This is a genomic window from Pedobacter polysacchareus, assembly GCF_019802255.1.
GTDB lineage: Bacteria > Bacteroidota > Bacteroidia > Sphingobacteriales > Sphingobacteriaceae > Pedobacter > Pedobacter polysacchareus.
Genome location: NZ_JAHYSS010000004.1, coordinates 681,457 through 704,585 on the forward strand (window position 1 = coordinate 681,457; position 23,129 = coordinate 704,585).

The 23,129-nt window shown below is 40.1% G+C and carries 21 protein-coding genes; 16 read left to right on the forward strand and 5 right to left on the reverse strand.

Annotated elements, in window-relative coordinates:
• Positions 1 to 523 precede the first annotated feature (523 nt).
• From K7X70_RS14205 to yihA, 4 genes are all read right to left on the reverse strand, one after another.
• Complete coding sequence (locus tag K7X70_RS14205; protein ID WP_222537654.1) at positions 524 to 2,479, reverse strand: amino acid permease; 1,956 nt, start codon at positions 2,477 to 2,479, stop codon at positions 524 to 526.
• A gap of 56 nt (positions 2,480 to 2,535) precedes the next feature.
• A complete protein-coding gene (locus K7X70_RS14210) occupies positions 2,536 to 4,251 on the reverse strand; it encodes a M3 family oligoendopeptidase (protein WP_222537655.1) in 1,716 nt (571 codons plus the stop codon).
• A 151-nt stretch (positions 4,252 to 4,402) separates the two neighbouring features.
• Positions 4,403 to 5,272: a UbiA-like polyprenyltransferase gene (locus tag K7X70_RS14215; protein ID WP_222537656.1), complete on the reverse strand. Its 870-nt coding sequence runs from the start codon at positions 5,270 to 5,272 to the stop codon at positions 4,403 to 4,405.
• A 15-nt stretch (positions 5,273 to 5,287) separates the two neighbouring features.
• On the reverse strand, positions 5,288 to 5,914 hold the full coding sequence (gene yihA / locus K7X70_RS14220; protein WP_222537657.1) for a ribosome biogenesis GTP-binding protein YihA/YsxC: 627 nt from the start codon (positions 5,912 to 5,914) through the stop codon (positions 5,288 to 5,290).
• A 52-nt stretch (positions 5,915 to 5,966) separates the two neighbouring features.
• Here yihA and ubiE point away from each other — a divergent pair, with 52 nt between their 5' ends.
• From ubiE to K7X70_RS14295, 15 genes are all read left to right on the forward strand, one after another.
• Positions 5,967 to 6,698, forward strand: a complete 732-nt coding sequence (gene ubiE, locus K7X70_RS14225; protein ID WP_062550253.1) for a bifunctional demethylmenaquinone methyltransferase/2-methoxy-6-polyprenyl-1,4-benzoquinol methylase UbiE — start codon at positions 5,967 to 5,969, stop codon at positions 6,696 to 6,698.
• A gap of 62 nt (positions 6,699 to 6,760) precedes the next feature.
• The gene (gene porT, locus K7X70_RS14230; protein WP_222537658.1) at positions 6,761 to 7,519 is read left to right on the forward strand and encodes a type IX secretion/gliding motility protein PorT/SprT; all 759 of its coding nucleotides are present in this window, start codon (positions 6,761 to 6,763) and stop codon (positions 7,517 to 7,519) included.
• 208 nt (positions 7,520 to 7,727) lie between these two features.
• A complete protein-coding gene (locus K7X70_RS14235; protein WP_222537659.1) occupies positions 7,728 to 8,483 on the forward strand; it encodes an SDR family NAD(P)-dependent oxidoreductase in 756 nt (251 codons plus the stop codon).
• An 18-nt stretch (positions 8,484 to 8,501) separates the two neighbouring features.
• A complete protein-coding gene (locus K7X70_RS14240) occupies positions 8,502 to 8,948 on the forward strand; it encodes a GatB/YqeY domain-containing protein (RefSeq protein ID WP_222537660.1) in 447 nt (148 codons plus the stop codon).
• 112 nt (positions 8,949 to 9,060) lie between these two features.
• On the forward strand, positions 9,061 to 9,825 hold the full coding sequence (locus tag K7X70_RS14245) for an alpha/beta fold hydrolase (RefSeq protein ID WP_187667365.1): 765 nt from the start codon (positions 9,061 to 9,063) through the stop codon (positions 9,823 to 9,825).
• A 4-nt stretch (positions 9,826 to 9,829) separates the two neighbouring features.
• The gene (locus K7X70_RS14250) at positions 9,830 to 10,492 is read left to right on the forward strand and encodes a CBS domain-containing protein (RefSeq protein ID WP_222537661.1); all 663 of its coding nucleotides are present in this window, start codon (positions 9,830 to 9,832) and stop codon (positions 10,490 to 10,492) included.
• 9 nt (positions 10,493 to 10,501) lie between these two features.
• Positions 10,502 to 11,383, forward strand: coding sequence for an NAD kinase (locus tag K7X70_RS14255; protein WP_222537662.1), 882 nt, complete (start codon positions 10,502 to 10,504; stop codon positions 11,381 to 11,383).
• Between the two features lies 1 nt (position 11,384).
• A complete protein-coding gene (gene porG / locus K7X70_RS14260; RefSeq protein WP_222537663.1) occupies positions 11,385 to 12,206 on the forward strand; it encodes a type IX secretion system protein PorG in 822 nt (273 codons plus the stop codon).
• Between the two features lie 18 nt (positions 12,207 to 12,224).
• A complete protein-coding gene (gene uppS / locus K7X70_RS14265) occupies positions 12,225 to 12,965 on the forward strand; it encodes an undecaprenyl pyrophosphate synthase (protein WP_222537664.1) in 741 nt (246 codons plus the stop codon).
• 63 nt (positions 12,966 to 13,028) lie between these two features.
• On the forward strand, positions 13,029 to 15,578 hold the full coding sequence (gene bamA / locus K7X70_RS14270; protein WP_438268958.1) for an outer membrane protein assembly factor BamA: 2,550 nt from the start codon (positions 13,029 to 13,031) through the stop codon (positions 15,576 to 15,578).
• Between the two features lie 25 nt (positions 15,579 to 15,603).
• Positions 15,604 to 16,134 (forward strand): OmpH/Skp family outer membrane protein, encoded by a 531-nt coding sequence (locus tag K7X70_RS14275; RefSeq protein WP_062550243.1) that lies wholly within the window; start codon positions 15,604 to 15,606, stop codon positions 16,132 to 16,134.
• Between the two features lie 54 nt (positions 16,135 to 16,188).
• Positions 16,189 to 16,743, forward strand: a complete 555-nt coding sequence (locus tag K7X70_RS14280) for an OmpH/Skp family outer membrane protein (RefSeq protein ID WP_222537665.1) — start codon at positions 16,189 to 16,191, stop codon at positions 16,741 to 16,743.
• A gap of 64 nt (positions 16,744 to 16,807) precedes the next feature.
• Entirely contained in the window at positions 16,808 to 17,638 is an 831-nt protein-coding gene (murI, locus tag K7X70_RS14285; RefSeq protein WP_222537666.1) for a glutamate racemase, read from the forward strand.
• A 284-nt stretch (positions 17,639 to 17,922) separates the two neighbouring features.
• A complete protein-coding gene (locus K7X70_RS14290) occupies positions 17,923 to 18,462 on the forward strand; it encodes a GIN domain-containing protein (protein ID WP_222537667.1) in 540 nt (179 codons plus the stop codon).
• Positions 18,463 to 18,693: 231 nt separating this feature from the next.
• Positions 18,694 to 20,595, forward strand: coding sequence for an amidophosphoribosyltransferase (locus K7X70_RS14295; RefSeq protein WP_222537668.1), 1,902 nt, complete (start codon positions 18,694 to 18,696; stop codon positions 20,593 to 20,595).
• A gap of 57 nt (positions 20,596 to 20,652) precedes the next feature.
• Here K7X70_RS14295 and K7X70_RS14300 read toward each other — a convergent pair whose 3' ends face one another.
• On the reverse strand, positions 20,653 to 21,279 hold the full coding sequence (locus tag K7X70_RS14300; protein ID WP_187667374.1) for a LysE family translocator: 627 nt from the start codon (positions 21,277 to 21,279) through the stop codon (positions 20,653 to 20,655).
• A gap of 198 nt (positions 21,280 to 21,477) precedes the next feature.
• On the opposite strand from K7X70_RS14300, the gene K7X70_RS14305 reads away from it, so the two are divergent.
• On the forward strand, positions 21,478 to 23,085 hold the full coding sequence (locus K7X70_RS14305; RefSeq protein WP_222537669.1) for an MFS transporter: 1,608 nt from the start codon (positions 21,478 to 21,480) through the stop codon (positions 23,083 to 23,085).
• Positions 23,086 to 23,129: the final 44 nt, after the last annotated feature.

The following is a 23,129-nucleotide window of genomic DNA, read 5'->3' on the forward strand; positions in this document are numbered from 1 at the left end:
ATAGGAGGGCACTTTAATGGGTATAAATACCATAACTAAGATAGGTAATTATTTTATAAAAGATGGAATTATGAGATAACAAGTCATGAGTATAGGGCAAAACTAATTTTTATACACCCTTTAATGAAGAAATAATTGAATCAATGTAGAAATATTTATTTCCTATCGGTTTCTGGTATAAAGGCCCAGATCGAAGTCTGAATTTTTAACATGCCCTGTTTTTGGTCTGGATTTCTACCTGATTTTCATTAAATGACGCCTCAATTGGGGGAGAAAAAAGGGGGATTACATCGCTATCTGTTTTGCTCTTGTTTTGCTCTTGTTTTGCTTTTATTATGCCCTGCTGTTACTCGGACAAAACGACAGCAAAACAAAAGCAAAATGGGGGCAGGTAAAATTGTAAGCTGAAATAGGAGATATTCTGACTTAATTATTAGTTAATTCCTGTTTGAGGATATAAATTTCAGTACAAAAAAAAAGGGTGCCTGAAAAGACACCCTATATTATAAATTGATCAGTCGAATTAGGAGATCGCGCTGCTTTCTTTACCTAATTTACTATGTCTGTAACCATAAAGGAAGTAGACTACCAGTCCGATGGCCAGCCAGATGCCGAAGCCGATCCAGTTGGAAATTCCAAGCTCACACATCATATATAAACAGCTCATCAATCCTAAAACAGGAATTAACGACAAGTTTTTTGTGATACAGAAATAAGTGATCACCAGGCAAATCATAAAGAAAATCCACATTGGGATTTTGTGTTTAAACAAGGACCATCCCTCTTCGTATTTCTTCTCTACGTTTACCGCAGATTGGTCTACAAACTGTTGGTATTGTGTTTCAGAAAGCTCAGACAGGTACCCTGCAGCGTCTAATGTTTGTCCTGGGGCAACTTTTACCGGACCATTTTTAATCTCTTCCTTTACCGATTCCAGTTCCTTCTCGTTTAGTGAAGTAATGAAATGAACCGGTTCAACAATCTTTGGCGTATTGAAAATAAAGGCATTCATTTCTTGCTTATAACTGGTAAAACCGAAGATTAAAGCAGCAATCAATGCAAAAGGGATAATATATTTAGAGTTGACATAAGGCGTTTTAAACTTTCCTCGCTGAATATTTGGCTTGTTTTGAAGTACCAGTACACCCGCACAAACCAGCACGAATGCAAATAAAGTTCCTATGGAACAAAGATCGGTAACGATCGTCAGGTTCATGAATAAGGAAGGAATGGCAACTACAAAGCCCACCACAATGGTGGCAAAGGATGGTGTTTTATATACCGGGTGAATCTTCGAAAATGACTTCGGCAACAAACCATCACGGCTCATGCTCATCCAGATTCTAGGCTGCCCCATTTGGAATACCAATAACACACTGGCCATGGCAAATACCGCGCTTACTGCGATAATTCCGCTCATCAGTTTCAGGTTGATGTGGTCAAATACGAAGGCTAATGGATCACCAACAGCTAAAAGGCTGTAATTCACAATTCCGGTCAGTACTAAAGCAATGGCTACATATAAAATGGTACAGATGATAATCGCCCACATCATTCCTCTTGGAAGATCCCGCTGCGGGTTTTTACATTCTTCCGCAGTAGTAGAAATGGCATCAAAACCAATATAGGCAAAGAATACCGCAGATACCCCTTTAAGTACACCAGACACGCCATTTGGAGCGAAAGGATCCCAGTTTGCCGTATCTACGTAGAAAATACCTACTGACAAGACCAATAAAATTACGGCTAATTTAACCACTACCATGGCATTACTTGCATTTCTGGATTCCTTCATTCCTCTGTAAATCAGCCAGGTAATCAGGATGATGATGCCTAGTGCCGGAATGTCGGCTACGATGTGAAAATTGCCGATTTTTGGTGCTGTGATCCAGGCATTATTGGCCAGTTTAGTAGCCTCATCCAGATTAGCGAAATCTTTTCCAGCATTTAGTAATGCTTCTGCGTGTTTATGACCGTTGTAGGCAGAAAGGTAGTCCATTGTAGCCCAATCAGGCACATGTATCCCTTTGATGCCCAATGCGGGTATGTTTATGGAGGAGAGGAGTCCCGTAAAATAGTCGGACCAGGAAATGGCCACAGTGATATTTCCGATAGAGTATTCCATGATCAGCGACCAGCCAATGATCCAGGCTACCAATTCGCCAAAGGCGACGTAAGAATACGTATAAGCGCTGCCTGAAACCGGTACCATCGACGCAAATTCCGCATAAGCGAAAGCGGCAAAACTACAGGCAATAGCGGTAAAGATAAATAGGAATATCACTGCCGGACCACCATCCGCACTTGCTTTTCCAATGGTACTGAATATACCGGCGCCAATAATGGCCGCGATTCCAAAAGCGGTCAGATCTCTTACTCCTAAGGTCTTTTGCAAAGAGTCTCCATGATCTCCATGGCCCTTTTCGGCATCTTCTAATATCTTGGATATGGACTTCTTTCTGAAGAGTTTTTCAAACATTGAATGCTGGTTAGTTTAGTTTGTATTATTCAAACTTATAAATTACTTCTAAACAATTAACCTAATTTCTGTAATTCGTCCTTTACGAAGGAAGCCAGTTCCTCAATATAACTCAGACTGAAGTCGAATTTAATGCCCGCTGTTTCATAAATTTCATTGATTGGCTTGGTGTAACCCAGAGATAATGCAGCTAGGTATTGCTCCAATGCTTTTTGCGGATTTTCCTTGTAATTTTTCCAAATTGCAATGGCACCCAATTGCGCAATCGCATATTCTATGTAATAAAAAGGAACCTCAAATAAGTGTAATTGCTTCTGCCATAGGTTGCCAAACTCAGCCTCCTGACCTTCCCAATTTGCAAATCCAGCACCAAATCGTGCATAAATCTGTTTGAAAGTCACCTCTCTATCGGCTGCATTATGACCAGGATTGGTATAGATCCAGTGCTGGAACTGATCAATCACTGCTACCCATGGAAGCGTTTTCAGTACATCCGCCAGTTGTTCTTTTTTAGCGCGTAATAAATCTTCTTCCTTGTCAAAATAAACATCCCAATAATCCATAGAAATCAATTCCATGCTCATGGAAGCAAGTTCTGCTACTTCAGATGGACAATGTTTAAAGTCATTCAGCTCCAGGTTTGCGGTCATAAAAGTATGGATCGCATGGCCGCCTTCATGAACCATTGTGGTCAGGTCTCTTAATGAACCTGCGGAGTTCATGAAAATAAAGGGGGCACCAGTTTCTGCCAGCGGATAGTTATATCCTCCAGGTGCTTTTCCTTTTCTGCTTTCTACATCAAACAGGTTATTGGATTTCATCGTAGCTAACATCTGACCTAGCTTAGGGTCAATGGCATTGAAACATTCGATGCTTTTATCAATCAGCTCCTCCCCATTTTTAAAAGGTTTTAAAGCAGGTTTACCAGTGGTGCTCACTTCCATATCCCAAGGTTTTAGGATAGTCAATCCTAAAGCATCCGCACGTTTTTGTGCTTGTTCTTTCAAAATAGGCACGACCTGTTTTTCAATGGCTTCATGGAAATGATAACAATCCTGTGGTGTATAGTCGAACCTGCCCAGGGCCTGGAACATATAATCCCTATAGTTTTCGAAACCAGCATTTAAAGCGACCTGATGACGCATCACCAGCAACTCATCAAAAAGGATATTCAAATCGTCTTTGTCTACCAAACGACGTTGCTGAATGGTTTCCCAGGCTTGTTGCCTAACCGCTCTGTCTGTATCTTTAATGAAGTTTGAAGCTTGTTCCAGCGTATATTCCTGGCCATTAATCTCCACACTCATCGCACCGGTAATGCCTTGATAACGCTGCTGCGCCACTTGAAGTTTAGTCAGCAGTTCGACATTCTCTTCGCGGTAGATTTCAATTGCTTTTCTGATCGCCCTGATGTAAACGAAATATTTTTCCTGATCCAGCTCATCAATAAAAGGGCTGTCGTTGAATTTTTGATTTAATTGGTTGGCAATAGGGGAGATCTTTGGTTCAATTTCCGTAGCAAAATATTGAAAATCTTCCACTAACTTTTCATTTCCCGTATCACAGCTCATGCGGATGTATCTCCAGGCAAAATCTTCCTCTAAGGCAGCTTCCAGCTCACTTTTGTCTTTAAGCCATTTTTCAAGTTCTTGAACATCAGCAATTGGACGCTCCAGCAATTCTTGTAAAATAGGGGATAAATTATCCCATTTCATTTCCAATTGTTGTGGGATATAAGCCCTTTGCTTTACCGGTATATTAAGATTGATCATAGCTTTTTTTAAATTACTATGGCAAATATAATGAACGCAGGGCAGAGGCTGATAAATCTGCCAATTAAAATGCGGCTTAACGTAAAAAGCCTTTTTCGAGCAGGGCTTGAAAAAGGCTTTTCTAAAATATGCTGAGCGCAATAGGTGCTTGTTAATAGAATAGTGTCCTCATTAAGGTGTCTAAAAGGAAACAGGCGGCAAAAATTACAGAGGCAAAACCATTGGTGGTCATGAAAGCTTTATCTACTTTACTGATGTCATTTGGCTTCACTAGCAGGTGCTGATAGATCAGCATCGAGCAGAAAAACGCAACCCCCAGGTAATAGAACCAGCTAAAATTATCAGGTGCCAGAATGATAGGCACAATGACACATAATGCTGAAAACACATGAAGTACTTCTGAAAGTTTCAAGGCATTTTTAATCCCCAATGCTGCGGGAATGGAATGCAGTTTTTCATCACGGTCAAAACCTTCGTCCTGCAGGGCATAAATGATGTCGAAACCACTTACCCAAAAGAGCACGGCGAAAGAATAAAGGACGGGGATGACTGCAAACTGTCCGGTAACGGCGATATAAGCACCAATAGGTGCCAAGGCAAGACCTAAGCCGAGTACTAGGTGACAAAGAGCGGTAAACCTTTTAGTATAGCTATAGAATAACACCACAAACAGGGCTACAGGCGATAGGTAAAAGCACAGCGGATTGATAAAAATAGTCGTCACCATAAATAAGATACAGTTGACGATCACAAAAATCAGCGCTTCATTAGCTGAAACCCTTCCTGCCGGAATATCACGCATTTGTGTGCGTGGGTTTTTGGCATCGATATTTCTGTCCAGGTACCGGTTAAAGGCCATTGCCGCGTTGCGGGCAAAGACCATACACAGCAATACCATCACCAATAAAGTCCATTTAAAAGGACTGGTAGTCGTTGTTACGCCTAAAAAGAATCCAATCATTGCAAAGGGTAATGCAAAAACGGAGTGGGCAAACAGGACCAGTGAAAAATATTTTTTCATATCCGCAATACCTGTTTAGTCTTCCTGAGGGGTTAAAATTGGCATGGCGAAGTCAAGATTTGTCTGTTCAATAAACTCCAGAATCTCCTCTCTGCCTTGCTGTTTCTCCGCAGAAGTGACAAAACATGGAGGGATTTCTTCAAACCATCCACCCAATGCTTTCTTAAACGCTGCAATGTTTTTATCCGTTTTCGTTGCTGATTGTTTATCTGCCTTAGTGAAAGCCAGTACAAAAGGAATCTGGATTTCGCCCATCCAGCAGCAAAACTCAAGATCGATTTTTTGAGGTTCTAATCTACTGTCTATCAATACGAAAACGCATTGCAGGCTTTCTCTTCTAGTGATGTAATAACGGATAAATTTCTCCCAGCTCTCTCTGCTGTTCTTCGAAACTTTGGCATAACCATACCCTGGTAAATCTACAATATACCATTTTTCGTTGATGAGAAAATGGTTAATCAGCTGGGTTTTACCCGGCTTTTGGGACGTTTTTGCTAAACCATGCTGATTCACCAGCATATTGATCAATGAAGACTTCCCTACGTTGGAACGTCCGATAAATGCGTATTCGGGCATATTGGCTACAGGCAAAGCTGAAACCTTTGTATTACTACAAATAAATGTTGCTGATTTTATAATCATTTGACAAAGGTAGAAAATTAGTTTTCAACAATACTTATCTTTGCAGCATACCATGAACGAAAAGATTACACCATACCAGTCTGCAACCGCTACTAAAAAGGAACAAGTAGCCTCTATGTTTGATAACATATCTGAAACTTATGATTTTTTAAATCACTTTATGTCGCTCGGAATTGACATTCTATGGCGTAAAAAGGCGATTGCTGAGCTAAAAGCGTTACAACCGCGCTTGATTCTTGACGTCGCAACGGGGACTGGAGATTTTGCTTTTGAAGCGATAAAAATTCTGAAACCGGAGAAAGTAATTGGGGTAGATATTTCTGATGGAATGCTGGAAGTGGCCAGAAAAAAGATAAAAGAGCGCAATTTGGGCAGTATTTTCTCTGTACAAATGGGCGATTCTGAAGGTTTACATTTTGACGACAATCATTTTGATGCGGTTACCGTAGCATTTGGGGTAAGAAATTATGAAAATTTAGAAAAGGGATTGGCAGACATGTACCGGGTATTGAAACCAGGTGGTAAAATTGTGATCCTTGAATTTTCAAAACCAAGGAAGTTCCCGATTAAACAAGGATATAATTTTTACTTTAACCACATCACGCCGACGCTAGGAAAGATCTTTTCAAAGGATAACAAAGCTTATACCTATTTACCGGAATCAGTAGCCGCATTCCCGGATGGAGATGCTTTTAATCAAATGATGACTAAAGTTGGTTTCAAAGAAGCGAAGGACAACAGGCTGACATTTGGCGTGTGCGCAATTTATACCGGAGTAAAATAATTCTGTAGGAGAACCTACGTTCTGCAGCAGAAAATCACGATATTCCAATCAAAGAACCCAGAATGAAAATAAAACTATTCCTTTTTTCTCTTTTGATGCTGATCGTTTCTACAGGAAAAGCGCAGAATTGGGGCGGGGGAATAGATGATACTGATCTTCACTTTGGATTTACTTTTCAATACCTCTCTTCGGAGTATAAAGTATTAAAGAAAGCTGATTGGAAGGAAAGTCCGGGCTATATCAGCGATTTGCCGGGCGATGTGCCCAGAGGATTGAGTGCTATAGCGGCAAAGCCCTCTCCTGGATTCGGAATCGGCTTTGTGGTCAATCAAAAAGTATTGGAAAATGTGGATCTCCGTTTAACACCTGTCCTGGTATTTAACGATCGGGTATTGACCTATCGCTTTGAAAATGTACCCATCATCCCCGGACAAGAATTTTTAGAAGTAGAGAAAAAGGTACAGTCTACTTTGGTAGAATTTCCTTTAGGATTGAAAATTAAGTCGAACAGAAGGAACAATTTCCGGGCGTATATGATTGGCGGCATTAAATATTCTGCGGACATTTCCTCCAAGAAAAAGAGCGACAATACCAAGGTGACTGATCCAATGGAGATGTTCCTGAACAACAAAAGAAACTTTTTTTCTTATGAAGCAGGTTTAGGAATGGACCTGTATTTTGAATACTTCAAAATGTCTCCGGAACTGAAACTCTCTTATTCTCTTGATAATGTCATGAAAAGGGAAACACCACATGTATTTTCCAATCCAATTGATAAGTTGATGTTACGCCATGTCACCTTCAGCTTGTTTTTTGAGTGATTTGTCAGATTTTTTTTAGTTTTGCTCCCGTTATTAGCTGTTTAACCACGTTATAGTGATATTAAATCCATACTAAAGGTTAAAAAGGAAAAATGGAGGGTAGGGGAGAAAAAACAGCGCCTGTCAGGAGTAGAGCCGGAATACTGCAGCAATAAGCCCATAAGAACGAAAACAATTTTTAATAATCAGCCTAAAAAATAATATACCAATGAAAACTGCATTAATTACAGGAGCAACTTCAGGAATTGGCGCCGCCTGCGCGGAATTATTCGCTGCACAAGGTTATCATTTGATCCTTGTAGCCAGAAGAGAAGAATTGTTAAAAGAAGTGGCCAAGCGTTTGGAAGAGAAATATGCAATTGAAACCAAAACTTTGGTGGCAGATGTCAGAATTCATGATGATCTTTCTTATGTATTGGAAACTTTGCCAGCTGCATGGAAACAGGTAGATGTGCTGATTAATAATGCAGGCTTAAGTCAGGGGCTGGATCCGATCGATAAAGGTAACATTTCTGATTGGGACACCATGATCGATACGAATGTAAAAGGCCTGCTTTATGTCACTAAAATAGTGTCTAACTGGATGATTGCCCGAAAATCGGGACATATCATTAACATTGGTTCTATAGCCGGACAAGAGGTATATCCAAATGGAAACGTATATTGTGCCACAAAACATGCAGTAGACGCCCTGAATAAAGGTATGCGCATTGATTTGCTGCCTCATGGAATTAAAGTGACGGCCATTAATCCTGGAATGGTAGAAACAGAGTTTTCTAAAGTTCGTTTCAAAGGAGATGAAGGCCGTGCTAAAAAAGTATACGATGGGCTGGAGCCTTTAGTGGCCAATGATATTGCGGAAGCAATTTGGTTTGCAGTGAGCAGACCGGCACATGTCAATATCAACGACATGCTGATTATGCCAACAGCACAGGCAACGGGCACCATCATTAAAAGAGATTAAAATTTCAATTCAAAAGATATGATATCAACTACTATAGATCAGGAAATTAAAAAAGCGATGCTGGCTAAAGATCAGGCTGCATTACGAGGTTTAAGAGCAATTAAAGCCGCATTATTACTGGCAAGAACAGAAAAAGGATCGGCAGAGGAATTGACAGCAGAAGCGGAAGCGAAGATCCTTCAAAAACTGGTAAAACAACGTAAAGAATCTTCTGATATCTATAAAACACAAGGTCGTGAAGATTTGAGCATTATTGAAGAAGAAGAGATTGAAGTGATCAGCAAGTTCTTGCCTAAGCAATTAGAGCAGGCAGAAATTGAAAGCATTATCGCTCAAATCATTAAAGATGCAGGTGCAACTTCAGTGAAAGAAATGGGTAAGGTTATCGGCTTGGCCAACAAAGAATTAGCAGGTAAAGCAGACGGTAAATTGATCGCTGAAATCGTTAAAACGCAATTGGCATAGATTATGCTTGAATTTTATGTGTTTAAACTTTTTTCGAAAATTAATGTCTTAAATTACATTTAATTTAAATATACTGCACTAACTTAGTAGCATTACCTTATTAACACAAAATATGAAATACGAAGTAATAGACGAAGACGGGTTTAAATATATTGAGGCTGGAAAAGGAGAACCCCTGGTATTACTTCATGGTTTAATGGGAGAGTTGAGCAATTGGGAACCGGCAATCGATCATTTTAAGGAAAATTACCACGTTATCGTACCCATTCTGCCAATTTATGAACTGCCTATACTGACTTTAGGTGTAAAAAGTTTATCAAAATATATTCACAAATTTTTAAAATATAAGAAGCTAAATCAGGTTGTTTTAATTGGAAATTCATTGGGCGGGCATATTGGATTGGTCTTTACTGCTGCGCACCAGGAAAACGTAAAAGCACTGGTATTGACCGGAAGTTCGGGCTTATATGAAAATGCATTTGGTGGTTCTTTTCCGAAAAGAGAAAACCGCGATTATATTAAAGAAAAAGTACAGTTTACCTTTTACGATCCTGCAACAGCAACGGACGAATTGGTAGATGAAGTTTATAAAAGTGTGAATGACCGTTCAAGAGTGATCAGAATTCTGGCCCTGGCAAAATCAGCCATCCGTCATAATATGTCGAAAGAACTGTCAAGAATCACAATTCCAGTTTCCTTAATTTGGGGAAAACAGGATAAAATTACCCCTCCGGAAGTGGCGGAAGAGTTCCATGAACTGCTGCCGAATTCCGAGTTAAACTGGGTAGACAAATGTGGACATGCACCGATGATGGAGCGTCCGGAAGTATTCAATGAATATTTGGAGAAGTTTTTGAATAGAGTATTATTAAAATAAAATAATGTTTGCAGCTGAACTCATATCTAATTCAATTCCCCCGCTAAAGACTTCTGATTCGGTTCAGAAAGCTTTGGACCGGATGACTGAGTTCAAGCTATACCACTTGCCCATTGTCAATGAAACACAGTTTCTGGGATTGCTGGCAGAGGAAGAGCTGATAGAAATCAGGGACCATACCCAGGCAATCGGAAGTTTGCCTTTGTCTATTTTAAACCCTTTTGTATATGAAGATGCGCATATCTATGACATCATCAGGCTTTTTCACCAACTGCATTTATCAGTAATTCCGGTGCTGGACTATAAAAAAAACTATTTGGGGCTCATTTCTATAAATAGTCTGCTGGATTATACCGCTGATATTTATGCAGTTAAAGAGCCAGGAGGGATTATTGTGCTGGAAATCAGCAACCGCAATAACTCCCTTTCCCACATGGCACAAATTGTAGAAGCAGACAATGCGCAGATCCTTTCTTCTTATGTGCAATCTTTTCCCGATTCTACAAGGTTAGAGGTCACATTAAAAATCAATAAAACTGAGTTGTCGGGAATTATCGCCTCTTTTGAGCGGTACAATTACCAGGTAAAAGCTGTGTTTAACAGCACCATTTCAGACAATGGTACCGAAGACAGATATAATTCATTCATGAATTATTTAAACGTATAAACCCCATAAATGAGAACTGCAATATACGGTAGAGAGTTCAATAATAGTGTTCTACCATACGTACAGGAAGTATTCAATGTGCTGGGGGAATTTAAGAAGCCCATTCTTGTTTACAAAGAGTATCTAGACTTTATCAAAGATAAAATAAAGCTGCCAGATGGCATCGTTGCTTTTAGTCACCATAGCGAATTGGTTGGTCAGACAGATGTACTGATCAGTCTTGGAGGTGATGGTACACTGCTCGATACGCTATCTTTAATCCGTGATTCTGGAATTCCAGTGATCGGGATTAACTTCGGCAGGTTAGGCTTTTTAGCCAGTATCAACAAAGATGAAATCCGCGTTGCGATGGAAGCTTTACGCCAGAAAGCGTATGCGCTGGATAAAAGAACGCTGATCAATCTGGATTCTAAGTTAGACCTTTTTGGAGAAGAGAATTTCGCCCTAAACGACATTACGATCCATAGAAGGGATAAATCGGCGATGATGATCATTCATGCTTATATGAATGACGAATTCGTCAATTCTTATTGGGCAGATGGCTTAATCATAGCCACGCCTACAGGTTCTACCGCTTATTCTTTGAGTTGCGGCGGACCGATCATTTACCCAAGTTCACAAAATTTTGTCATCACACCAATTGCTCCGCATAACCTGAATGTAAGGCCGGTCATCATTCCTGATGATGTGAATCTTACTTTTGAAGTGGAAGCCAGAAGTGCCAAGTTCCTGGTTTCCTGCGATTCCAGAACCGCGACTGTTGATAGATCGGTGAAACTGACCTTAAATAAAGCAGCTTTTCATGTCAATCTGATCAGATTAAATGAGGAAAGTTATTTGAAGACATTGAGAAATAAACTACTTTGGGGAATCGATACCCGAAATTATTAAAATGCAGTACAGCACTCAGATTTTCTGTTTTTTTGCCTTGATTTTCATCGGATCTCCTGCCTTTGCCCAGAACCTGGAATTTGGCCTGATCGCTGGAGGGGCAGGATATATGGGCGATTTGAATCAGTCAAAACCGCTGAAAATAAGCGGCTTGTCGGCAGGTGCAAATGTGAAGGTGAACTTTGATCCTTACTGGACAATGGGCCTGCATTATACCTATGGCAAGATCAAAGAAAATGACCTGCATGCCGATAATGAACAATTCCGACAAAGAGGTCTTAATTTTAAAACCGCTTTGAATGAGTTGAGTCTGCAGGTAGATTTCAATTTCTTTGAATATTTTGCCGGAGGAGGAACTAAAAATTTTACACCTTATATATTTGCCGGAATAGGAGGGGTTTGGTTCAATCCGATCGGGAAATACCAGGTTGCCCCGGATACAGAACCAAGTGAATATCAGCTGCGCTTTTATCGTACCGAAGGGCAAAAAGAAGCTTACAAAAATGTGGCGCTTACGGTGCCCTATGGTGTAGGCTTTAAAGTCAGGTTGAAAGACAACTGGGGTTTATTTTCCCAAATCGGCTACCGGACGGCTTATACAGATTACCTGGATGATGTGAGCGGCAGCTATGCTGCCCCTAATCTGGAGGTATTGAATACTCCTGAACTTTTTAGGATTGGGCAGCATCTTGCAGACCCTTCAGGATCAGGAGCTAATCTTTACGGGACCCAAAGAGGAGACTTAAGAAAAAGAGATACTTATATGTTTGTAGGTATTGGCATATCTTATACCTTTGTGTCCCAAAAATGTTATACATTTTAAGCATATTTGCAATCATAAATGGGATTTAAAGAACAAATTGACGTTACACGCCTGCCTGAACACATCGCTATCATCATGGATGGAAACGGGAGATGGGCAAAAAATCAAGGCAAATTCAGGCATTTCGGCCATGAAAGTGGAGTACTCTCTGTGAAAGATATCGTAGAAGGATGTGCCGATATCGGTATTAAGCACCTGACTGTATATGCTTTTTCTACGGAAAACTGGAATAGACCTATTGAAGAAGTAAATGCTTTAATGGAATTATTGATCTCTACCATCAACCAGGAAACCGCTACACTCAACAAAAATAACATCCGGTTAAATGCCATCGGCGACATTGCCTCACTTCCTCAAAAGTGTATCGATGACCTGAAAAGTGCGATGGACAATACGGCGAAAAATACCCGTTGTACCCTCACGCTTGCCTTGAGTTACAGTGCGAAATGGGAAATCCTGGAAGCTGCTAAAAAATTAGCTCAAAAAGTTAAAGATCAGGAGATTGAAATCGATGCCATCAATGAAGAACTGTTTTCTACCCAGCTAACTACTACCGATATTCCTGATCCGGAACTGATGATCAGAACCAGTGGAGAACATCGGGTGAGTAATTTCCTGCTTTGGCAAATGGCTTATACTGAACTGTATTTTACCGATAAGCTTTGGCCAGACTTCAGAAGGGAAGACCTTTTTGAAGCCATTGTAGACTACCAAAAACGCGAACGCCGCTTCGGTAAAATTAGTGAACAACTGAACTAATTTTACTTTTAACACTTTTTAACATGTGTTTAAATTAACTTAGCATCGATTTTTAGATTGTAAATGAAAAGAATATATCAACTCATACTATTGTTATTGATTGGTTTACCAACAATGGCACAGATCCGTCCTCAGTCCAATCCTGCAACTCCTACATTAAAAGTTAATGGCCTGGATCTGGATTATTTTAACCCCAAGGAATACACTATCGCAGATGTAACCCTGACTGGAACGAAATTTCTAGATAAAGACGTGATCATTACCCTTTCAAAATTAATTAAAGGGGAACGCATTGTACTTCCTGGTGAAGCAACAGCAAACGCAATTAAAATCCTTTGGGAACAAGGATTATTTGATGATGTAAAATTAGACATTGCTAAGATCGACGGTGATTCGGTTTACTTTGATATTGAAGTGGTAGAGCGTCCGCGCCTTTCCTCTTTTGATATTCAAGGCGTGAGTAAATCTCAGAAAACAGACATTCTGGAGAAACTGAATGCAAAGTCTACGAAATCTATTATCAACGAAAACTTATACAATTCAACCACCAGTACCATTAAAAAGTACTTGTTAGAGAAAGGTTATTTCTTTACTACGGTAAATTATAAGACTAAGCCAGATCCAAATCAGGAGAACCACGTGATTTTGGAAGTGATCGTAGACAAAGGCCGTAAGGTAAAAGTTCATGAGATCAACTTTACAGGAAATGAAGTTTTTTCGGATGCGAAACTGCGTAAGTTCTTAAAGAAAACAAAACAACAGGCTTTCTATAAAGTCTTCGGATCGGGTAAATTCAATAAAGAAAAATACGACGAGGATAAGAAAACACTGATTGCTAAAATCCAGGACAGAGGTTACCGTGATGCGGTGATTCTAAAAGACAGTATTTACCGTTACAACGATAAATCTATCGGTATTAAGATCGACTTATTTGAAGGTCCTAAATACTATTTCGGAGACATCTCCTGGGTAGGAAATGCGAAGTATTCAGGAAAAGACCTGGAGCGTATTTTAGGCATTGAAAAAGGAGAGGTATTCAGTGAGGAAAAATTAGAACGTAAACTAAGAGGCAGTCCAAATAGTGATGACGTTTCCAGTTTATACCTGAATGATGGATACTTAACTTTTAACGTTGACCCTATTCAGACAAAAATTAAAGGCGATACCATTGATATGGAAATCCGTATCTATGAAGGTCCTCAATATACCAACAACCGTATCACAGTGAGAGGAAATACAATCACTAACGATAGAGTAGTATTGCGTACAGTGCGTACCAAGCCAGGTGATAAGTTCTCTAAAGATCTATTGATCCGTACGGTTCGTGACATCGGCCAATTGGGTAACTTTGATGAATCTAAAACCGTACCTACACCTAAGCCAAATCCGGCTGATGGAACCGTAGATATTGAATATACAGTGGAAGAAAAACCTTCTGATCAGATTGAATTATCTGGTGGTTTTGGTGGTGGTAACATCATCGGTACCTTAGGACTTACCTTCAATAACTTCTCCTTAAGAAACCTTTTCAATCCAAGTGCTTACAAACCTTTACCAAAAGGTGATGGTCAGAAATTAAGTTTACGTGGACAAACGAATGGTAAATACTACCAATCTTACAGTTTCTCTTTCTCTGAGCCATGGTTAGGTGGTAAAAAACCAGTAAGTTTTGGGGTAAGTGCATTTACTTCCCTACAGTCTAACGGACGTAAAGTGGATGATCCACTAGGTCAGCAGCAAAGAATCAGATTGAATGGGGTAACTGTTAGTTTGGGTAGAATGTTAAAATGGCCAGACAATTATTTCCAGTTGAGCCATGCCTTGAGTTTCCAGCAGTATATTCTGAACAATTATGGTGGTTATAAATTCAGTACCGGTACTGCTTATAACATCAGTTTAGCACAAGAGCTGAGCAGGGATTCACGTGATCATCCTATCTTCCCTCAAGGTGGTTCATATTTCAAATTTACAATTCAGGCAACACCTCCATACTCGTTGATGAACAAGTTGAACTATAAAACTGCTTCTGATAAAGAATTCTATAAATTCACAGAGTACCACAAATGGAAATTTGAATCTCAATGGTTCCATAAACTGGCAGGTAAATTCGTAGTGAAAGCACAGGCACAGTTTGGTTTCTTAGGCTCATACAATAAAGAAGTTGGAGATCCAGCCTTCGAGCGTTTCAAACTGGGTGGTGATGGTATGCAAGGTTTCGACTTCCTGCAAGGATCAGAGCTGATTGCCATGCGTGGTTATGCGAACTCTGCAGTAATTCCTAATGGCGCAAACGTAGCCATCGCACAGCAGTCAGGTAGCCCGATCTTCGCTAAGTATGTTATGGAAATCAGGTACCCTGTAATTGCAAGTTCGTCTGCTACTGCCTTCCTTGTGGCTTTTGCTGAGGGTGGTAATACCTGGAACAAGTTCGGTGATTTCAATCCTTTTAACATTAGGCGCTCTGCAGGTTTTGGTGCGAAGATATTTTTACCGATATTTGGATTATTGGGTATTGATTATGGTATTCCTTTCGATAAAATTCCTGGAATTGAAAACGGAGGAAAGCAATCCTTTACCTTTAGTATTGCGCAACAGATGGGTGGATTTAATTAACGTTTGGAATAATAAAAAATAGGCTATGAAAAAATACCTTTTAATATGCTTCTTAAGCTTTACCTGCATGGGAGCTTTTGCACAGAAGTTTGCTTATGTAGATACAGAATACATCTTAAAGCACCTTCCAGAGTATAAGTCTTCACTGAATGAGCTGAATGTAGCTTCACAGCAATGGCAAGGACAAGTGGATCAAAACTTTGTAGAGATCGACAAAATGTACAAAGCTTATCAGGCAGATCAGGTATTACTTACTGCGGATATGCGTAAGAGAAGAGAGAATGACATCATTGAAAAAGAAAAAGAAGCGAAAGATTTTCAACGTAGAATCTTCGGTCCGGACGGAGAACTTTTTCAAAAACGTACAAAGTTATTAGGCCCTATCCAGGACAAAGTAACCAAGACGATTACAGAAGTTGCAAAAGGCAAACAACTGGACTTCATCTTTGATAAAAGCAGCGAAGCAACCATGATGATTTATGCCAGCAGCAACTACGATGTCAGCAATGATGTGATCAGATTGCTAGGTTTTAAACCAGGTACTATCCTTAAGTAAGTTAACAACACAAATAGATAAACAAGTAAAAACAATTTATTAAGACAAATAGAAATGAGAAAGTCAATTAACGCATTTTTTATCGCAGCAGGGTTATTGTTTACTGCTAACGTAGCAAATGCACAACAAAAACTAGCGCACCTGAACTCGGCATTGATCATTGAAGCTATGCCAGAGGTTAAAGATGCCAGAACTAAATTAGAAGCGTTTGGTAAAACTAAACAAGCTGATGTAGAGAAAATGATTACTGAATATCAAGGTAAGCTTTCAGCTGCTGAAGCCAAACAAAAAACATTGAGCGAAGCCAACAAAGAAACTGTTGGGAAAGAATTGCAGGCAATGGGTGCTGAATTACAGGATCTTCAAAAACGTATCGAAGACGCAAGAGCTAAAGCACAACAAGAAATGGAAGCTAAAAATGCAGAATTGTTTAACCCTATCCAGGTGAAAGCTGATGCAGCAATTAAAGCTGTTTCTAAAGAAAAAGGTTTTGCTTACGTATTTGATACTGCTAACCAGGCATTAGTTTACTGGGATGGTGGTGATGACATCACTGCTGCTGTTAAAGCTAAATTGGGTATCACTGCAACTGCAGCTCCAAAGAAATAATTAGAATTAAAATATATAAATTGCGGGATGGAGTGATCAAACTCCATCCCGCTTTTTTTTTACCATGAATACTGGACAATCTATAGGCGTTTTTGATTCTGGCTACGGTGGTTTAACGGTGTTTAAATCTATCGCCAAACAATTGCCGCAATACAATTATATTTATTTGGGCGACAATGCCCGCGCTCCCTATGGAGACCATTCTTTTGAAACGGTTTACCAGTACACATTAGAATGCGTAGAATGGCTGTTTGCTCAAGGATGCCCATTGGTGATCCTTGCCTGTAATACGGCTTCTGCAAAAGCGCTGCGCAGCATTCAGCAAAAGGTACTGCCGGTTAAGTATCCGAACCATCGGGTGCTGGGGGTGATCAGACCAACCGCTGAAGTGGTAGGTCAGTATACCCAGCGTAGGAAGGTTGGCGTAATGGGTACACGCGGTACAGTGAATTCCCTTTCTTATCCAATGGAGATCAACAAGTTTTTTCCTGATATTGAAGTGGCACAGCAGGCCTGCCCGATGTGGGTGCCGCTGATCGAAAACAATGAGCACATTCATCGCGGAGCAGATTACTTTGTCCAGAAATACCTGGATCAGCTGCTGGAGAAAGATGCAGCTATTGATTGCATTCTTTTGGCCTGCACACATTATCCTTTGCTGATCCCTAAACTTCAGGCCATTTTACCAGCAGGTATTAAACTGCTGGGCCAGGCGGATATTGTAGCGAACAGCCTGGAATTGTATTTGCAGAACCATCCGGAAATTGCGGAGCAGATCAGCCAGGAAGGCAGCCGCAGGTTTTTTACTTCTGGAGATCGGGGAACTTTTGATCAGCATGCTTCGATTTTCTTCGGAGAAGAGGTCGAGTCAGATCAGATGCACCTGAAAATCTAACACATTTCCTGGAATATCTAAGGTATTAACTATTAAAGGCGGTCGTTGACCGCCTTTTTCTTTAGCCGCTTTTTCTGATCCAATTCCTGATTCTTTTCCAGGGAGCCAGTTGATCAGCGGATCGACGAAAATATTTTCGTCGATTGGTCGAGAAGTTCTGGCATTTCGTCGAGAGGTACACTCCCATGGTCTAAAGCGCAGAAAATCGCTGAAACGTTTCTCATTTGGCTGCGTCTTATCTACAAAACAACCTTAAAAATTTAAAACTTAAAAAATTAAAAGATATGAAAACTGCCATCAAAACTCTAATCGCAACTTCTCTAACCGCTATCGTTTTAACTTCTTCAGCGTTCACAACCTTCGCAAAAGAGAAAGCCCCAATGGGCATCACTGCTCCGGTAAAATTCAATAAAGTAGTGGTAACCGGCAACGCCAATGTAGTGCTGGTACAAGGAAACAGAGAAGACATCAGCAGCTATGATGCTTTAGCTGAAAACGGAACAAGCGTGGTTCAAAAAGGATATACTTTACACATCAACTCTACGGACAACAGCACGATCTATGTATATGTAAAAGACCTGCAAAGAATTGACGCCGCGAATACCGCAACCGTTAAAACCCGTGGTAACTTTGATTTAGCAGTGCTTCAGATCTTTTTAAAAGATGAAGCTAAAGCAAATGTAAATGCAAAAGTAGGCAGTCTTTATACCGATATCAATGGTTATTCAGACTTGAAACTGAGCGGTTCTTCTAAAGAACACGCATTGGTTAAAAACGATGTTTCTAAATTGAACCTGAATGATTTCGTGATCGCCAAACTTTAAAATGGCCAGGTCCGCCTTAAAAATAATCAGATCTATTTAAAAGATCTGTCGATATATACCAGAAACCGCTCCTTCCAGAGCGGTTTCTTTGTGGGTGCTGATCTCGTTATTTTACTTGCTAAACGCTTTAAACGGTATTTAATTAAGTGATTATAATCTTAATGAAAGATTGTATTTCTTTCTAGGTTCTGAGAATTATTAACGGTAAATTTGCGGCTCAAATCACACACAATGAGCGACTCGATCAAGCACGAATGCGGTATTGCCTTTATCCGCCTTTTAAAACCTCTCTCATACTACCAGGAAAAATACGGTACCACCCTCTACGGCCTTAATAAGCTTTACCTTTTAATGGAAAAGCAACATAACCGTGGACAAGATGGTGCAGGTATTGCAACCATTAAACTTGATGTTAAACCAGGTCACCGCTACATCAGCAGGTACCGGTCTATGGCTCAAAATGCGGTTGCGGATATTTTTGGATATGTACAAAGTAAATTTGTAGACATTCAGAATGAAACGCCAGAGCTGATGCAAGATGCAGAATGGTTGAAAACCAATGTTAGTTTTATTGGAGAAGTTCTACTAGGTCACCTTAGATATGGTACCCATGGTCAGAATAGTATTGAAAACTGTCACCCTTTCCTACGTCAGAACAACTGGATGACCCGTAATCTAGTGATTGCTGGTAACTTCAACATGACGAATGTGGAAGAGTTATTAGAGCAATTATATGAGCTTGGACAGCACCCGAAAGAGAAAGCGGATACCGTAACTGTACTGGAGAAAATCGGTCATTTTCTGGACGATGAGAATCAGGAGCTTTTTGATGCTTATAAAAAAGAAGGATTAGATAACGTGGAGATTACACACAAGATCTCTGAAGGTTTAGATATCGCTAAAATCCTTCGCCGTTCTGCAAAGAACTGGGATGGTGGATATGCAATCTCTGGTATCGTTGGTAATGGTGATGCTTTTATCCTTCGTGACCCTTCAGGAATTCGTCCGGCATTCTATTATGCAGATGATGAGATCGTAGTCGCTGCTTCTGAAAGACCAGCCATTCAAACTGCTTTCAATATTCCATTTAAGGATGTAAAAGAAATTCAGCCAGGACATGCTTTGATCGTTAAGAAAAACGGTAAAGTAACAGAGGAAATTTTCAGAGAGCCTCAGGAAAAAAGAGCATGTTCATTTGAACGCATTTACTTCTCGAGAGGTTCTGATGCAGAAATCTATAAAGAAAGAAAACATTTAGGCGCATTGTTATGTGATCAGATTCTGAAAGCAGTAAGTGCAGACCTTAAAAATACGGTATTCTCTTTTATCCCTAATACAGCTGAAGTTTCTTTCTATGGAATGGTAGAAGGTTTACATGGTTATATCAGAGGCGTACAAAAAGATACTTTACTGAATCGTAAAGAACAACTGAACGATGAAGAACTGAATGAATTGCTATCCATGAGTCCAAGAGTGGAGAAACTGGCGATTAAGGATGTGAAGCTTAGGACATTCATTACTCAGGATGCCGACAGAAGTGATATGGTAGCCCATGTTTATGACACTACTTATGGCGTGATCAAGAATGGTACAGATACTTTAGTGGCCATTGATGATTCGATTGTTCGTGGAACTACGCTGAAACAAAGTATCATTAAGATCATCGACAGGTTACATCCTAAGAAGATCATTATTGTTTCTTCTGCTCCGCAAATCCGTTACCCGGATTGCTATGGTATCGATATGTCTAAAATGGGACAGTTCGTTGCTTTTGAAGCGGCTATTCAGTTGTTGAAAGCACGTGGTCTGGAACACATCATCGAAGAAGTTTATCAGAAATGTAAAGCTTCATTGCTGCTGCCAAAAGAAGAGATTGTAAACCATGTGAAAGACATTTACAGACCTTTCACACAAGAAGAAATCTCTGCACAAATCACGAAAATTATCACTCCTGAAAACATCAATGCAGAAGTAGAGGTGATCTATCAGACTTTGGACAATTTACATGTGGCTTGTCCTAATCACACTGGCGACTGGTATTTCTCAGGAAACTACCCAACACCTGGTGGTAACAAAGTTGTGATTAAAGCTTTTGTAAACTGGAAAGAAGGAAACAACCAAAGAGCCTATTAATACAGTTCTTTAATAAAATACAAATCCCCGTCAGGCTAAAACCAGACGGGGATTTTTTTATTTAAAATGTTTCAGGAAGACTTCAATAAATAAGCGGATGGCAAAGATGATGATGACCGCGCCGGCAACCCTGTTCAGGTTCTGTATGGTCTTCTCCTTGATGCGGTACCTCAGCTTAGCCGCATAATAAGTCTTTACGCCATCTACGGTCAGCTGTGTAGCCATTGCCACGATAAAGAACACTACTTTTTCTGCCATGGTTAAGTGCAGCTGCACCGAGATGATGCCGCCTACCATGATCCAGAACATCAAGGTAGTAGGAGATAAGAGACACATTAAAAAGCCTTTAAGGATGTAACCGCGTTTCTTGATCTTCGCGATCTCTCCTACATCATAACTTACTTTTACCTTGTTGAACAGGTAATACAAACCAATACCAAATAAAAATAGGCCTCCAACGATGCCTATATATTGAAAATACTCCGACTTATAATCTACAAACTGTGCACTGAAAATGGTCAGGGTGATAAAGATAATGTCACTAAAAATCACACCTACCGCAAGAGAAAATCCAGCTTTGAAGCCCTTCTCAATGCTCGTTTTAATCATGGAAAAGAACACAGGCCCCGTTAAAAACGAAAATAATATACCTGCACCCACCCCCTGTAATATTGCTTCAAACATTCACCTAACTTCTAAAATTATGCTAATATGCGATTTTAAGAATAAAATCACCCTTATTATTTTAATAGATCTCCCATCGTACCCCGGCGATCCTGCCCTAAAAACAGTAATACGATTTATCACTGTGTAAACATTACACTTTAGCAAACAGTTTTTTTTATTTATGTTTAGCGCACCAAAATAAGTTAATACGGTTATATGGAACAACAATCAAAAAAAAATTACGGCACCGCTTTGTACACAATTATTACTGTGTTCTTTTTCTGGGGCTTTGTTGCTGCTTCAAATGGTATTTTTATACCATTCTGTAAGGCGCACTTTAATCTGACTCAGTTTGAGTCTCAGCTTATTGACTTCACATTTTACGGTGGATACTTTATTGGATCACTGTTACTGTATTTCGCTTCTCAAGCCAGTAAAGTAGATATTTTAAATAAAATCGGTTACAAGAAGGGAATTATCGCCGGTTTAGTGATCTCCGCAGTAGGCGCATTGATCATGATCCCTGCAGTACATTCCGGATCTTTTATCTTTATCTTATTCACATTTTTCGTGATTGCCCTGGGTTTCTCCCTTCAGCAAACTGCGGCTAACCCTTTTGTGGTGGCTTTAGGTGCACCTGAAAGTGGAACTCACCGTTTAAACCTTGCCGGTGGTATCAATAACCTTGGTGGTTTAATGGGACCAGTAATTGTGAGTGTGGTTTTATTCGGTACCGCAAATGATGCTGTTCCGAAAGCAGTAGAAATTAGCTCTATCAATAACCTGTACCTGATTCTTGCAGGTCTGTTTATCGCAGTGGCGATCTTCTTCGCGCTGTCTAAATTGCCAGAAGTAACCAGTAATGAGAAAGTAGAAGCCAGTCCTAAGCCTAACGGTCCGCTGGTAGTGATGATCCTTGGTTTCCTAATGGTAGCTGCTGCAGGTCCTTTAGCGAATGCGACCGGTATCTCTGCTTCTGTATTTGTGTATTCTTCGCTGGCCATCATTCTTGGTGCCTTGCTGTTTGCTTATACCGTTAAAAAAGACAATCCTGAGAAATGGGGCGCGATGCAGTACCCTCAATTGGTATTGGGGATGCTGGCAATCTTTATGTATGTAGGTACGGAGGTAACCATTCAGAGTAACCTGGGTGCCTTGTTAAACCTGAAAGAATTTGGTGGTTTAGCAGAATCTGAGATCAAACAATACATCTCTTTATATTGGGGAAGTATGATGATCGGACGTTGGACAGGTGCGATCTCGGCCTTTAAAATGTCTAAAATGATGAGAAATATCCTGACGGTTATCGTTCCTTTCGTTGCCTTTGGGGTGATCTTGGTAGTGAACCACTTTACAGGAACTGATGTAGGTAACTTATATGTATATGGCATCTGTATCGCAGTAATGATTGTTGCTTTTTACCTTGGACAGGAGAAACCAGCCAAAACATTGGCGATCTTCGGTACTTTAGGTGCGATTTCTATGCTGATCGGTTTATTAACTACTGGTCATATCGCGATCTTTGCTTTCGTAAGCGGTGGATTGTGCTGCTCAATCATGTGGCCTTCTATCTTCGCATTGTCGATCACCGGACTGAACAAATACACCAGTCAGGGCTCTTCATTCTTAATCATGATGATTTTGGGTGGTGCGATTATTCCGCCAATTCAAGGTGAACTTGCCGATACCATTGGTATCCACAGTTCTTATATTGTTCCGGCAATCGGGTTTGCTTACCTGATCTTCTTTGCCTGGAGAGTAAGCGCTGTACTGAAAAGTCAGGGCATTAACGTAGAAAATATTGAGGCCGAAGGTGGTCACTAATTATATTTAACAGGAAAGCTTCCCATTGATTCGATGGGAAGCTT

What these genes read in the sequence shown, in the direction of transcription:
- K7X70_RS14205 (WP_222537654.1), bottom strand. Translation starts at nt 2,479, where the DNA reads ATGTTTGAAAAACTCTTCAGAAAGAAGTCCATATCCAAGATATTAGAA.
- K7X70_RS14210 (WP_222537655.1), bottom strand. Translation starts at nt 4,251, where the DNA reads ATGATCAATCTTAATATACCGGTAAAGCAAAGGGCTTATATCCCACAA.
- K7X70_RS14215 (WP_222537656.1), bottom strand. Translation starts at nt 5,272, where the DNA reads ATGAAAAAATATTTTTCACTGGTCCTGTTTGCCCACTCCGTTTTTGCA.
- yihA (WP_222537657.1), bottom strand. Translation starts at nt 5,914, where the DNA reads ATGATTATAAAATCAGCAACATTTATTTGTAGTAATACAAAGGTTTCA.
- ubiE (WP_062550253.1), top strand. Translation starts at nt 5,967, where the DNA reads ATGAACGAAAAGATTACACCATACCAGTCTGCAACCGCTACTAAAAAG.
- porT (WP_222537658.1), top strand. Translation starts at nt 6,761, where the DNA reads ATGAAAATAAAACTATTCCTTTTTTCTCTTTTGATGCTGATCGTTTCT.
- K7X70_RS14235 (WP_222537659.1), top strand. Translation starts at nt 7,728, where the DNA reads ATGAAAACTGCATTAATTACAGGAGCAACTTCAGGAATTGGCGCCGCC.
- K7X70_RS14240 (WP_222537660.1), top strand. Translation starts at nt 8,502, where the DNA reads ATGATATCAACTACTATAGATCAGGAAATTAAAAAAGCGATGCTGGCT.
- K7X70_RS14245 (WP_187667365.1), top strand. Translation starts at nt 9,061, where the DNA reads ATGAAATACGAAGTAATAGACGAAGACGGGTTTAAATATATTGAGGCT.
- K7X70_RS14250 (WP_222537661.1), top strand. Translation starts at nt 9,830, where the DNA reads ATGTTTGCAGCTGAACTCATATCTAATTCAATTCCCCCGCTAAAGACT.
- K7X70_RS14255 (WP_222537662.1), top strand. Translation starts at nt 10,502, where the DNA reads ATGAGAACTGCAATATACGGTAGAGAGTTCAATAATAGTGTTCTACCA.
- porG (WP_222537663.1), top strand. Translation starts at nt 11,385, where the DNA reads ATGCAGTACAGCACTCAGATTTTCTGTTTTTTTGCCTTGATTTTCATC.
- uppS (WP_222537664.1), top strand. Translation starts at nt 12,225, where the DNA reads ATGGGATTTAAAGAACAAATTGACGTTACACGCCTGCCTGAACACATC.
- bamA (WP_438268958.1), top strand. Translation starts at nt 13,029, where the DNA reads ATGAAAAGAATATATCAACTCATACTATTGTTATTGATTGGTTTACCA.
- K7X70_RS14275 (WP_062550243.1), top strand. Translation starts at nt 15,604, where the DNA reads ATGAAAAAATACCTTTTAATATGCTTCTTAAGCTTTACCTGCATGGGA.
- K7X70_RS14280 (WP_222537665.1), top strand. Translation starts at nt 16,189, where the DNA reads ATGAGAAAGTCAATTAACGCATTTTTTATCGCAGCAGGGTTATTGTTT.
- murI (WP_222537666.1), top strand. Translation starts at nt 16,808, where the DNA reads ATGAATACTGGACAATCTATAGGCGTTTTTGATTCTGGCTACGGTGGT.
- K7X70_RS14290 (WP_222537667.1), top strand. Translation starts at nt 17,923, where the DNA reads ATGAAAACTGCCATCAAAACTCTAATCGCAACTTCTCTAACCGCTATC.
- K7X70_RS14295 (WP_222537668.1), top strand. Translation starts at nt 18,694, where the DNA reads ATGAGCGACTCGATCAAGCACGAATGCGGTATTGCCTTTATCCGCCTT.
- K7X70_RS14300 (WP_187667374.1), bottom strand. Translation starts at nt 21,279, where the DNA reads ATGTTTGAAGCAATATTACAGGGGGTGGGTGCAGGTATATTATTTTCG.
- K7X70_RS14305 (WP_222537669.1), top strand. Translation starts at nt 21,478, where the DNA reads ATGGAACAACAATCAAAAAAAAATTACGGCACCGCTTTGTACACAATT.